At 68.5% G+C, this 12,059-nt stretch carries 15 protein-coding genes; 12 read left to right on the top strand and 3 right to left on the bottom strand.

Going from position 1 to position 12,059, the window contains the following annotated elements; translation table 11 throughout:
- The first annotated feature begins 2 nt into the window (after positions 1-2).
- Positions 3-335, top strand: a complete 333-nt coding sequence (locus BLR57_RS19680) for a hypothetical protein (RefSeq protein ID WP_244509899.1) — start codon at positions 3-5, stop codon at positions 333-335.
- Between the two features lie 262 nt (positions 336-597).
- Here the strand turns inward: BLR57_RS19680 and BLR57_RS04215 are convergent, their stop codons facing one another.
- Positions 598-864 (bottom strand): HAH_0734 family protein, encoded by a 267-nt coding sequence (locus tag BLR57_RS04215; protein ID WP_089694448.1) that lies wholly within the window; start codon positions 862-864, stop codon positions 598-600.
- Between the two features lie 37 nt (positions 865-901).
- Here BLR57_RS04215 and BLR57_RS19830 point away from each other — a divergent pair, with 37 nt between their 5' ends.
- The 6 genes from BLR57_RS19830 to BLR57_RS04190 all read left to right on the top strand — a co-directional run bounded on the left by BLR57_RS19830 (position 902) and on the right by BLR57_RS04190 (position 3,370).
- Positions 902-1,027 (top strand): hypothetical protein, encoded by a 126-nt coding sequence (locus BLR57_RS19830; RefSeq protein ID WP_280140437.1) that lies wholly within the window; start codon positions 902-904, stop codon positions 1,025-1,027.
- Between the two features lie 35 nt (positions 1,028-1,062).
- Complete coding sequence (locus tag BLR57_RS04210; RefSeq protein WP_009366299.1) at positions 1,063-1,344, top strand: 50S ribosomal protein L44e; 282 nt, start codon at positions 1,063-1,065, stop codon at positions 1,342-1,344.
- A 2-nt stretch (positions 1,345-1,346) separates the two neighbouring features.
- Complete coding sequence (locus tag BLR57_RS04205) at positions 1,347-1,520, top strand: 30S ribosomal protein S27e (RefSeq protein WP_089694446.1); 174 nt, start codon at positions 1,347-1,349, stop codon at positions 1,518-1,520.
- Between the two features lie 18 nt (positions 1,521-1,538).
- Positions 1,539-2,339 carry a translation initiation factor IF-2 subunit alpha gene (locus tag BLR57_RS04200; RefSeq protein WP_089694444.1) on the top strand — a complete coding sequence of 267 codons (801 nt, stop codon included), beginning with the start codon at positions 1,539-1,541 and terminating at the stop codon, positions 2,337-2,339.
- 3 nt (positions 2,340-2,342) lie between these two features.
- A complete protein-coding gene (locus BLR57_RS04195; protein ID WP_089694442.1) occupies positions 2,343-2,522 on the top strand; it encodes an RNA-protein complex protein Nop10 in 180 nt (59 codons plus the stop codon).
- 89 nt (positions 2,523-2,611) lie between these two features.
- Positions 2,612-3,370, top strand: coding sequence for a proteasome assembly chaperone family protein (locus BLR57_RS04190; RefSeq protein ID WP_089694440.1), 759 nt, complete (start codon positions 2,612-2,614; stop codon positions 3,368-3,370).
- A 454-nt stretch (positions 3,371-3,824) separates the two neighbouring features.
- Here the strand turns inward: BLR57_RS04190 and BLR57_RS04185 are convergent, their stop codons facing one another.
- Positions 3,825-4,421, bottom strand: a complete 597-nt coding sequence (locus BLR57_RS04185; protein WP_089694438.1) for a DUF420 domain-containing protein — start codon at positions 4,419-4,421, stop codon at positions 3,825-3,827.
- A 180-nt stretch (positions 4,422-4,601) separates the two neighbouring features.
- Here BLR57_RS04185 and BLR57_RS04180 point away from each other — a divergent pair, with 180 nt between their 5' ends.
- Positions 4,602-5,951 (top strand): alkaline phosphatase family protein, encoded by a 1,350-nt coding sequence (locus tag BLR57_RS04180; RefSeq protein WP_089694435.1) that lies wholly within the window; start codon positions 4,602-4,604, stop codon positions 5,949-5,951.
- 112 nt (positions 5,952-6,063) lie between these two features.
- Here BLR57_RS04180 and BLR57_RS04175 read toward each other — a convergent pair whose 3' ends face one another.
- Complete coding sequence (locus BLR57_RS04175) at positions 6,064-7,143, bottom strand: tubulin/FtsZ family protein (protein ID WP_089694433.1); 1,080 nt, start codon at positions 7,141-7,143, stop codon at positions 6,064-6,066.
- Between the two features lie 77 nt (positions 7,144-7,220).
- On the opposite strand from BLR57_RS04175, the gene BLR57_RS04170 reads away from it, so the two are divergent.
- From BLR57_RS04170 to BLR57_RS04155, 4 genes are read left to right on the top strand one after another with little or no spacing between them, the layout of a single operon-like run.
- Positions 7,221-7,631: a DUF7310 family coiled-coil domain-containing protein gene (locus tag BLR57_RS04170; RefSeq protein ID WP_089694430.1), complete on the top strand. Its 411-nt coding sequence runs from the start codon at positions 7,221-7,223 to the stop codon at positions 7,629-7,631.
- On the top strand, positions 7,628-8,083 hold the full coding sequence (locus BLR57_RS04165) for a DUF7311 family protein (RefSeq protein WP_089694428.1): 456 nt from the start codon (positions 7,628-7,630) through the stop codon (positions 8,081-8,083). Before BLR57_RS04170 ends, BLR57_RS04165 begins: the two co-directional genes overlap by 4 nt.
- A 54-nt stretch (positions 8,084-8,137) precedes the next feature.
- On the top strand, positions 8,138-10,183 hold the full coding sequence (locus tag BLR57_RS04160) for an ATPase, T2SS/T4P/T4SS family (RefSeq protein ID WP_089694426.1): 2,046 nt from the start codon (positions 8,138-8,140) through the stop codon (positions 10,181-10,183).
- Positions 10,180-12,027, top strand: a complete 1,848-nt coding sequence (locus tag BLR57_RS04155; protein WP_089694424.1) for a type II secretion system protein — start codon at positions 10,180-10,182, stop codon at positions 12,025-12,027. The genes BLR57_RS04160 and BLR57_RS04155 overlap by 4 nt, the downstream gene beginning before the upstream one ends.
- Positions 12,028-12,059 lie beyond the last annotated feature (32 nt).

Here is a 12,059-nt window from a genome sequence, read left to right as displayed (position 1 = left end):
CCATGCAAGAGACAGAACAACCGATGGAGGAAACGGAAGCGACGGAAGAAACGGAAAGGATGGAGGCGACAGAACCGATAGCCGACGAGACGGCCGAACGAGCAGGAGTTGGCGAGGGTGACGGTAGTTCGGAGAGTCTCCTCGGGCGGCTCCCGCTGTCACGGATTCTCGTCACGTGGGTCGAGTTGACGCTCGTCGGCTTCGGCGGGGCAGCACTCGGAAGTTTCACGTCTGGCCCGCCACAGCTCGTCGTCTTCCTCGCGACGACGCTGCTCTCCGTCGCGGTCCTCCTCTACAACGTCGACCGACTGATCGCCGAGCGACTGCGCGGGTAGGTCAGGTGGAGTCGGCTTCGGCAGGTGGAGTCGGCTTCGGTCAGGTCGAGTCGGGTCGACTCCAGTCAGGCCGGGTCGGCTCCGGTCAGGCTGGGTCGGGTCGGCTCCGACGACCACTGCCGGTAGGACCTGGGCCACTCGCCGGAACGGCGAGTTCGACGTCGGCTGGTCGACGCCGACTGCTCGACGCGGACACGACTTGCGACGCTGTGCACGGCTCTCCAGTCGACGGTCTGTGAGAAAGGGGGTGTCGCAGGTCCGGTTAGACGGCCATGTCGCTAGAGGCCTCGATGACGTCGAGGGCGTCGGCCTCGATGTCGTCGACGTCGAGCCAGTGCGGGACGAACTCCCGCTTGTCGAAGGCCTCGCGTTCGTCTTCCGTCCCGATGACGCACCACAGCTGGACCTCGTCGGGTCCGTGGTAGTCGCCCTGTCGCTGGATAGAGAAGCAGACCTGCTCGGTGTCGTCGTAGTTGATGATGGCGTCCTTGCGGATGCCGGGGTCCCCGTGCACGATGAGGTGCTGCATAGTCGCCCGTTGGCACAGTCGCCGCTTAACGGCTTCGATGAGGGTTGGCTGTGCCGTCGCCGTCGGGGACGGCTCGCTCGACGTCGACGAGGGAGTCGGCGGTGCCGTCCGTGAGGGTGAGAAACTCCCCCACGAGGCCTCGGAGAAACCAAACTGGTTTTAACGCCCCACGCCAAATCTCGCGTAAGGTAGATATCTATGCAGATGCCTCGCCGATTCAACACGTACTGCCCGCATTGTAAGGCACACCACGAACACGAAGTCGAGAAGGTCCGAAAGGGCCGTCCGACGGGGATGAAGTGGAACGCGCGTCAGCAGAAGCGCGGCAAGAAAGTCATCGGGAACGCCGGGAAGTTCTCGAAGGTGCCCGGTGGCGACAAGCCGACGAAGAAAACCCACCTGAAATACCGCTGTAGCGACTGTGGCAAGGCCCACATGCGCGAAGGCTGGCGCGCAGGCCGACTGGAGTTCCAGGAGTAACGATGGCAGGGAACTTCTACAAGCTCAAGTGTCAGGACTGTGAGAACGAACAGGTCGTCTTCGGCAAGGCCGCGACGGTCGTCAACTGCGCCGTCTGCGGAACCGTCCTCGCTCGCCCCGCCGGCAGCAACGCTGCCTTCGAGGGTGAGGTTGTCGAGACCGTCGAGGCACGGTAACCCCCTGGAGGACCCAGTATGAAGTACAGTGGCTGGCCCGACAAAGGTGACCTCGTCGTCGGCAAGGTAGACGAGATTGCCGACTTCGGGGTCTTCGTCGACCTCGAGGAGTACGAGAACAAGCGTGGCCTCGCGCACATCAGCGAGGTCGCGAGCGGCTGGATCAAGAACGTCCGCGACCACGTCCGCGAGGGACAGACGGTCGTCGCAAAGGTGCTCGACATCGACGAGAGTTCCCAGCAGATCGACCTCTCGATCAAGGACGTCAACGAGCACCAGCGCAAAGAGAAGATTCAGGACTGGAAGAACGAGCAGAAGGCCGACAAGTGGATGGCCATCGCGTTCGGCGAAGACGTCTCCGACGAGCAGTACGGAGCCGTCGCCAACGCCCTGCTCGCCGAGTACGAGTCGCTCTACGATGGATTCGAGCAGGCCGCCATCCACGGGATGGAGGCACTCGAAGACGTCGACATCGAGGAGGACGAGAAGCAGGCCGTCGTCCAGACGGCCCGCGAGAACGTCTCGGTGCCCTACGTCAACGTCACCGGCTACGTCGACCTCCGCTGTCCGACGCCCGACGGCGTCGACGACATCAAGGACGCACTGAAGGCCGCCGAAGGAAACGGTGAGATTCCCGACGGAATTGAACTCACCGTCGCCTACGTCGGGTCGCCCGAATACCGCATCAAGGTGAAGGCACCCGACTACAAGACGGCCGAGGCGCAGCTCGAAGCGAGTGCCGAGCGCGCCCGCGAGGCCATCGAGGCCGTCGGTGGGACTGCCGAATACCACCGCGAACGCACGGAAGACGACGAATAACCGATGCACTCGGACATCCGGGTCTGTTCGGCGTGGCGCGACGCCCACCCCCGCCCGGTGTACACGCTCTCGGCGACGTGTCCGGAGTGCGGTGCCGACGCCGAGAACAGCGCGCCCGCGCCGTTCAACCCCGAGGACCCCTACGGCGAGTACCGGCGGCGGGCCAAGCGTCGTCGCGAGTAGGCCGCGTTTTCTTCCCGCGTTCTTCGACACGCCGAGCGACGGGTCTCGTCTTCAAACCTATTAAGCCGCCACGTCCCGACTGGCCGGATATGGAATCCATCGAAATCGACGTCGTCGCCGACCCGGACCTCGACGACCCCGTCTTCGTCGAGGGGCTGCCCGGCGTCGGCCACGTCGGCAAACTCGCCGCGGAGTATCTCCTCGAAGAGTTCGACAGCGAACTCGTCCGCCGCGTCTACACCGACGAGTTCCCGCCGCAGGTCAACATCGACGACGAGGGCGTCGCCTCGCTGACCTGCGCGGAGTTCCACGCGGTCGACGTGGGTGAGGAAGACCTCCTCGTCCTCACGGGCGACCACCAGGCGCAGTCGAACGACGGCCACTACCATCTCACGGACGCCTTCCTCGACATCGCCGAAGAGTTCGGCGCGACGCGCGCCTACGCGCTCGGCGGCGTCCCGACGGGCGAACTCATCGAGGAGTACACCGTCCTCGGTGCCGTGACCGATAGCGCGCTCGTCGACGACCTCGAAGAAGCGGGCGTCGAGTTCCGCGAGGACGAACCCGCGGGCGGCGTCGTCGGCGTCAGTGGTCTCGTACTCGGTCTCGGCGCGCGCCGCGGCTTCGACGCGACCTGCCTCATGGGCGAGACGAGCGGCTACCTCGTCGACCCGAAGAGTGCCCGTGCGGTGCTTGAGATACTGGAGGAAGTCGTCGGCTTCGAACTCAACTACGAGTCCTTGGAGGAGCGCGCCGAGGAGATGGAGGAAGTCGTCGGCAAGATTCAGGAGATGCAACAGCAGCAGGAGGCCGTGCCGACCGGCGACGATCTTCGGTACATCGGCTAGCGGTCTTCGGCACGACTGACTGTATTTTTGGTTTCAAAGTTCGCGGTGTAGTAGTCGTTAGGACAGTGAACACATCGAAAGCCCACGCACTGTCGGCTCCCGCGCTCCCTCTGTGCTCCTCGGCCTCCGGCCTGCGGTGCTTGAGGCACCGGGGTTCACGCGAGAGTCGCAGACTCTCGCTGGCCTGCGTTCGCTCCGCTCACACAGACGCCGACAGCGCGTCCCCTTTCAGTCCCGCCCGCCACAGCCACTCCCTCCCCAACCGACTGCGCTCCTCAGTCGCTTCGCTCCTTGCGGTGCTCATCCCTCGCGTGCGTGTCACGCGCCGACGAGACGGCGCGAAGCCACGCGCCAGACTGTCGGCTCAGCACTGTCGAGAACACTTGAAAACCGCTGTCGATTTACAATAGTTTATTGAGGCGAACGGAGCGTGGGAGAGACCTCAGTCGCCGAATCAGGCGGTAAACTCGTACGCGTACACCCAGTTCAGCATGACGTAGGTGACGACGCCGAGCGAGAGCGACAGAATCCACGAGCCCGCCGCGATGCGGCCGATCTTCTTGTGAGGCGTCTCCTGGCGGAGTTCCGTCGGCGTGTGGGTGATGCCGAGGATGAGCGCGTAGAGCACCACCGGGACGGCGACGATGGAGAGAATGATGTGGATGGCGAGCATCGCGAGGTAGGCGTAGTAGACGAGCTGCGGCGCGCCTACGATCTCCTTGGTCCCGCCGCCGCCGATCTTCGTGAGATAGAGCACGAGGAAGACGAGGATGAGACCGAACGAGCCGGTCATCGCGGCGGCGTGTTTCTTCACCTCGTTTTGGCGAATCCACCGCCAGCCGAGAACCAAGAGAATCGTCGCCGTCGTGTTGATGGCGGCGATGGCGTGTGAGAGGAGGTTCACCTGCTGGAGCGAGAGATCCGGGAACAGAGATTCAGGAACGAGCCCGGCGAAGGTGCCGATGACGATGCCGTATCCGACGACCGAGAGAACCGCCGTCGCGGCCGCCGGATGTTCCTTCATCGGACCCCTGACGCTGGCTGTAGCCATGGTCGGGGCTTAGGCGGGACCGGATATGTCGTTTCGGATTCCGGCCGCGCGTGGCTCGCTGTCCGTGCCGTAGTCGAGTCGGTCGCCGTCCAACAGTTCCGTCGGGAGAGACCGTCACAGACAGCGTCAGAAGACGCATCTATGGAAGCTTCTTTATGCCTCTCCCGGGTACCCGAGTGTATGGGATTGTTCGACCGACTGCGCGGCAACGACAACCCGCGCGTCGCTTTCATCGGCATCGACGGGGTGCCGTTCAGCCTCCTCGACGAGCACCGCGACGAGTTCCCCAACTTCGCGGCACTCGCCGAGGACGGCAGCGCCGGGGCCATCGACAGCATCGTTCCGCCGGAGTCCAGCGCCTGTTGGCCCGCCCTCACGACCGGCGTCAACCCCGGAGAGACCGGCGTCTACGGCTTCCAAGACCGTGAGGTCGGGAGCTACGACACCTACGTCCCGATGGGTCGGGACGTCCAGGCCAAGCGTCTCTGGGACCGCGTGAGCGAGGCCGGTCTCGACGCGACGGTGATGAACGTGCCCGTCACGTTCCCGCCGCAGCGCAACGTCCAGCGGATGGTCTCGGGCTTCCTCTCGCCCGGCGTCGACAAGGCCGCCTACCCCGACGAGTTCCGCGACGACCTCCAGTCGATGGACTACAAGATCGACGTCAACGCCAAACTCGGCCACAAGGACGACAAGTCCGACTTCGTCGACGACGCACACAAGACGCTCGACAAACGCTTCGAGGCGTTCGAGAAGTATCTCACCGCCGACGACTGGGACCTCTTCTTCGGCGTCTTCATGACGACCGACCGGGTCAACCACTTCCTGTTCAAGGACTACGAGCGCGACGGCGCGAACAAGCAGGCCTTCATCGACTTCTACAAGAAGGTCGACGAGTACATCGGGAAGATCCGCAAGATGCTCCCCGACGACGTCACGCTCGTCGTCGCCTCCGACCACGGCTTCACCTCGCTGGACTACGAGGTCCACTTCAACACCTGGCTCCAGCAGGAGGGCTGGCTCTCCTACGAGAGCGACGACCACGCCGAACTCGGCGACATCGCCGACGAGACCGAGGCCTACTCGCTCATTCCCGGCCGCTTCTACCTCAACCTCGAAGGCCGCGAACCCCGCGGCTCCGTGCCGAAAAGCGAGTACGAGACCAAGCGTGCCGAGCTGAAGGAGGCCCTCAAAAACCTCGAAGGTCCCGACGGCACCAAGGTGGCCGCCCGTGTCGTCGAGAAGGAGGAGGCCTTCCGCGGCGACCACGACGACATCGCCCCGGACCTCGTCGTCATCCCGAACCACGGCTTCGACCTCAAAGCCGGCTTCAAGGGCTACGACGACGTGTTCGGCACCGGCCCGCGTAACGGGATGCACAGCTTCGACAACGCCTCGCTCTACATCGACGACCCCGAGGCATCCATCGAGGACGCGGACCTCTTCGACATCGCGCCGACCATCCTCGACCTGATGGACGTCGACTACCAGCGCTCGGAGTTCGACGGCGGCTGTCTGCTGTCGCGGTAAGGCCGCTCTCTCGTCTCACGCTCCGTCTTTTTCCGTCTTTCCTCGTCTGTTCACCCTGTCGTCACTCACGGAGCCGTGGCTCTGCCGTCGAAAACAGAGAGCCGAGGAGCACTCAGAACAGCGAGTCCAACTCGTCGTTGGCGAAGGCGGTGTTCGGGTCCTGTCGCTCTTGTTTCGCTTCTTCACGCGCCTCTTTCGCGCGCTCGATGAACTGTTCGACCCGCGTCGACCGCTCGACACCACCGAGGAGAACGAGCGTCGCGATCCGTTCGCTCCCGAGCGGGAAGTCGCCGCCACGGACCTGCATACTGCCGGTCTCGTCCTCGATCCAGCGGCGCGCGCGTTCGACGCCCTTCCGCGGGATACGGTCCGACTCGGCGGCGACGACGACGAGTGCCGAATCGGCCGTCGTCGCGTCGGGGAGACTCGCCCCGGTCAAGAGCGCGCGGCGGGCCGTACTCATCACGGTGTTGATGTTGTCGGCGGCGTCTTCCCCGGCTTCGGCACTGGCGTATCCCAGCGAGGCGATTCCACCAGAACGGAGCGTGTTGATGATCTCGCTGGAGTCGACGACGCTCTCGCCGACGCCTTCGACGGCCTCGCCGGAGGCGAGAAGCAGGCCGACGCGGCGGGCGATGGCCTCGTTGATGGCGTCGTAGCCCTCTTCCATGCTCTCGCCGGAGGAACGCCACGCGTCGTTGTCGACCAGGAGCACCGAATCGGCTTCGCGGGCCAGGGTCTTGAGCGACCGTCCGGCGTTGACCTGGAACATCGCGCCCTCGCCGCGGCCGGGGAGGACGCCGAGCGCGTAGACGGGCACGTCGTAGACGCGTTGGAGTTCTTTCACGACGACGGGCGCGCCGCCGGAGCCGGTGCCGCCGCCGAGTCCGGCGACGACGACGATGGCCTCGGCCGCGGCGGTAATGTTGCCGTCGAGCGCGCCCATGACTTCGCGGGCGTCCGACTGCATCACTTCCGCGCCGAGTTCGTTGTCGCCGCCAACGCCGTGGCCGTTGACCTTGTCTTGGCCGACGAGGACGGTTTCGAGGGGGAGGGGTTGGAGGTCTGCCTTCGCGCTGTTGATCGCCAGCGCGCCGGTGATCGCGTCGAATCCCATACGGTCGTCGAATTCGACGAGGGAGGTCGCCAGCTTGCCGCCGGCTTGGCCGACACCAATCAGGACGGTCTTCATAAGTGACACGTTGGCCGGTCCCCCCTTGAACGTTCCCCCGCGAAGGTTTTTCTGCGAAAACGGGGCCACCACCGGCCATGGCTGACGACCTCACAGAGCGACTCGACGCGGTCGAACGCGCGCTGACCGACGGCGAGACGGCGGTCGACGACCTCTCGGACGCCGCCGACGTCGAACGACGACTTACCGAACTGGAAACACGGGCCGAGACGGTCGACGAGCGGCTCACGGAACTGGAAGCCGCCGTCCAGGCCGTCCGCGGCTACGTCGGCGGCGTCCGCGCCGTCAACCGCGACGTCGAACGGCGAGCCGACGCCGCGCTCGCCACGGCCGAAGCCGTCGCCGAACAGGTGAGCGACGGGCCGACCGTCGACGACCTCGACCTGCCTGCAGCCGAGACACGGCACGCGGACGCTGGAGTCGACGACGACAGCACCGAACGGACCGAAGACGACGACCTCGCCTCGCGGCTTCGGCGCGTCCTGTGATCCGCGTCGTCGTCGCCGTCGCCGTCGCGACCGCCCTCCTCGCCACGTCGCTCCCGGCGGTCGACAGTGCCCGCGCCGACCGGACAGCGGCCCACCTCGACGGGGAGATGGCACGGCTCTCGGCCGCTGCCACCTCGCTGGTCGACGACGACGACGCCACGGTCTCGGGGGTCCCCGGTGCCCGCCGGGTTCTCTCGGTTTCCGTCCCCGCACGGTCGTGGACGGCCGCTGGCGTCGACGCGATACGGGTCGGCTGCCGTGACGGTGAGGGCTGTCGACGGCCGATGGTGGGCTACGAACTCGACAACGGCCGCCAGCGACGCGTCCGCCTCGATGTCCCGCTCGTCGTCGCCGACGGGCCGCTGGTGTTGCGCGAGACCGGACGGCACCGACTGACGCTGACGCTCACCCGTCGTGACGGGAGCGTCGCCGTCGTCGTCGCGCGAGAGTGAGACACCGGACGTCCGACCACAGCTTCAAGTACGAAGCCGCGGCCACCGCGGCCCATGCTCTCGCGTCTGTCCGACCTCACCGACCGCTTCCACGGCGCGTCGACGGCCGACTGTCAGTGTCTCTGCTCTTTCGAGGAGCCGACGGGGACCGCCGTCGGCGACCGGGTGGAACTCGTCGTCGACGCCGACGGCTGTCCCGGCCGTGGCGACCTCGCAGCGTCGCCGGAGTGCCGAGCGACCGTCGTCGACGCACTCGCAGACCGCGACGCCGACGTGGTCCGGAGCGTCTCCGGCGGCCGCGAGCGGACCTACGCGGACCGAGCCGCAGCACTCCTGCTCGCCGCCGGTCGGTTCGTCGAACGCGCCGCCTTCCACGACGAACGGCTCGCCGAGCGCGCCCGGCGTGACCCGCTCGGGGCAGCCCACGACGCCCGCGGCCGGGCCGACGCGACGGCGACTATCGCCGCCGAGACGGGGCTGGCAGAGGTCGCTGCCGCTGTCGGCGGCGGCGACGGCGACGGCAACGACGGTGGCGTCGGAGACGACGACAGCGACCGTGACACCGACACCGATCATGACGACACCGCCGACAAGGCGGATGTCGGGAGATACGGCCACGCGCTCGCCCCGTTCGTCGGTCCGACCGTCGCCCGCGCGCACGTCCGACTCGCGACGCCGCCGGACGCCACGCTCGTCGACCGCTGGTCGCTCGACACGGGAGCGACCGTCAGACTCTACGACCGCGCGGGGGACGGCCGCGAGTATCATCTCGAACCCGTCGCACACACGCTCGACGACCGGTCGACGCGGACGCTCGCGGCCGCCGAAGAACGGCTGGCACACGGCGGCGTCGAAGGCGGGACTCGCGCACCGGGGCGGGCGGTCCGAGCCGTCGCCGACGACGACGAGCCGGTCGAGACGCTGGCGGGCGAACTCGCGACCTACACCCGCGGCCACGGCGTGCTCGAAGACCCCTTCGCCGACCCGCGCGTCTCCGACGTCTTCGTCACCGCCCCCGTGACCGAGAACCCGGTCCGCGTCACCGTCGACGGCGAGACGGTCCCGACGAACGTCCGGCTGACGCCCGGCGGGGTGGCGACGCTCGCCTCGCGCTTCCGACGGACGAGCGGCAAGCCCTTCTCCCGGGCGACGCCGACCATCGACGCCGTGGTCGACGTGGGCGAGAACGCCGCAGTCGACGGCGAGGCTGGCAGCGTCCGTGTCGCTGGCGTGAGCGCGCCCGCCAGCGACGGACTCGGGTTCGCCTTCCGCCGACACGACGCCGAGGCGTGGACGCTTCCGGCACTCGTCGCCAACGACACGCTCCCGGCCGACGCGGCGGCGGTGCTCTCTGTCGCCGTCGAACGCGCCGCCGCCGGTCTCGTCGCTGGCGCGCGCGGCGCGGGCAAGACGACGCTGCTCGGCGCGCTCCTCTGGGAACTGCCCGCGCGGACCCGGACGGTCACCATCGAGGACACCCCCGAGTTGCCGGTCGACGCGTTGCAGACGCAGGGCCGCGACGTTCAGCCGCTCTACGCGGGCAGCGACGACGGGGCCGCGCTGACGCCGACGGAGGCACTCCGGACCGCGCTCCGACTCGGCGAAGGTGCCCTCGTCGTCGGCGAGGTCCGCGGGGAGGAGGCCGCGACGCTCTACGAGGCGATGCGCGTCGGCGCGAGCGGGAGTGCGGTCCTCGGGACCATCCACGGCGACGGAGGGCAGGCGGTCCGCGAGCGGGTCGTCTCGGATCTCGACGTGCCGGAGTCCTCCTTCGGCGCGACCGACCTGCTCGTGACCTGCGCTGCGGGCGACTCCCGACACGTCGCCAGCATCGAGGAGGTGCGGACGACCGACGACGGCGTCCGGTTCGCGTCGCTGTTCGAGCGCACGGGTTACGGCCTGGAGCCGACCGGGACGGTCGCCCGCGGCAACAGCACGCTCGTCGCCGACCTCACCCGTGCCGACGAGTCCTACGCGGACCTGCGGAGACTGCTCGACGAGCGCGAGAAAGGGCTGGCGGCGTTGGCGACGACCGGCCGGACGCGCCCGGACGACGTCGTGGCGGCGTACCGGGGTCGGGGAAGGGGTCGCAAACGATGAGTGCGCACGCAGCCGGGTCGGAGCGCGGACTCGTCGCGCTGGCGACGGGGACGCTGCTGCAGACGCTCGCTCGCCTCTATCCGTGGCCGGTCGACCCGAGCACGGAACTCGTCCGCTCGCTCGGCTATCTCGACACCGACGTCCGAGCGGAGACCGTCGTCCGCGCGGGCTACGGAGCCGCCGTCGTCTGCGGTGTGCTCGGGGTCGTCGTCGCGGGCGTTGCCGTCGGCTCTCTTGGTGCTCTCGGTTCTCTCGGCTCCCCAACCTCCCTCGGTCTCGTGGGGTCCGTCGCGCTCGCGTCCGCCGGTCTCGCGGCCCACGGCGTCCACCGCGCGCCGGTCCTCGCGGCGAGTGCGAGACGGACGCGCGCGCTGGGGGCGACGGCCGGACTCGTCGGCCGTGCGGTCCTCCGATTACGTATCGACCCGACGGCCGAGCGGGCGGCGCGGTTCGCGGCACGGACCGGCGAGGGACCGCTCGCCGACAGCCTCGCCGAGCACGTCCGCCGGGCGACCGGGACGCCACAGAGCGGGTTCGACGGCTTCGCCCGCGAGTGGTCCGAGTGGTTTCCCGCGCTCGACCGGTCCGTCGCGCTCCTGACGGCGAGTGCGTCGGCCCCGGACGACGAACGCGCCCGCTCGCTGGACCGGGCACTCTCGGCGGTCCTCGACGGAACCCGCGAGCGGATGGCGACGTTCGCCGCCGAAATCCGTGGGCCAGCCACCGCCGTCTACGCCTTCGGCGTCCTCCTGCCGCTGGCACTCGTCGGCGTCCTCCCGGCGGCACGCGTCGCCGGCGTCCCCGTCTCGCTCCCCGTCGTCGTCGTGCTCTACGACGTGCTCCTGCCGCTGGCACTCGTCGCGGCCGCTGGATGGCTCCTGCTCCGTCGGCCGGTCGCGTTCCCGCCGCCGCGCGTCTCCCGCAGCCATCCCGACGTCCCCACCCGGCCGTGGCGCGCGCTGGTCGCTGGCGCGGTCGCCGCAGCGGCGGGCTGGCTCGTCGGCTCGACGCTCGTCGGCTGGGCGGGAGCCGTCGCCAGCGTCGGCGGCGGTGTCGGCGTGGCACTCGCGGTCCGCTTCTATCCGGTGAAGGCCGTCCGCGACCACGTCCGCGCCGTCGAGTCGAGTCTCCCGGACGCGCTCTACCTCGTCGGCCGACGCGTCGCGGAGGGGACGGCGGTCGAGACCGCACTCGTCCACGCGGGCGACGAGGTCGGCGGCGCGACCGGCGACCTCCTCGACGACGCCGTCCGCGTCCAGCGGACCCTCCGCGTCGGCGTCCGCGACGCCTTCCTCGGCCGCCACGGCGCGCTCTCGAACGTACCGAGCGACCGCGCCCGTGGGATGGCCGCGTTTCTCGCGCTCGCAGCGACCCAGGGAAAGCCCGCCGGGAGTGCCATCGTCGCGATGGCCGACCAGCTCGAATCGCTCCGGGAAGTCGACCGCGAGGCGCGCCAGGAACTGGCTGCCGTCACGAGCACGCTCGCGAACACCGCCGCGGTCTTCGCGCCGCTCGTCGGCGGTGCGACCGTGACGCTCGCCGACCGGATGGGAAGCGTCGACGCAGGCGGCGAGGGCGGACGGCTCGGTGGGTCGGCGACGTCGGCCGCGACGTCTGCCTCCGCGGATTCGCTCGCGGCCGCGGCAGACCCGCTCGCGACCGGCGCGCTCGGGACGGCCGTCGGCGTCTACGTGCTCGTCCTCGCGGCCGTCCTAACCGCGCTCGCAGTGGGACTAGAGCACGGCGTCGACCTCGCGCTCGTCGGCTACCGCGTCGGGCTGGCACTCCTGGCGGCGACGACGACCTACCTCACCGCCGTCGTCGCCGCGGGATTACTGGTCTGAGAGTTTAAATACGGAGACGCGGCCACCCCAGC

The organism is Halogranum gelatinilyticum (assembly GCF_900103715.1).
Taxonomy (GTDB): Archaea; Halobacteriota; Halobacteria; order Halobacteriales; family Haloferacaceae; genus Halogranum; species Halogranum gelatinilyticum.
This window is presented reverse-complemented; position numbering and strand designations above follow the sequence as displayed.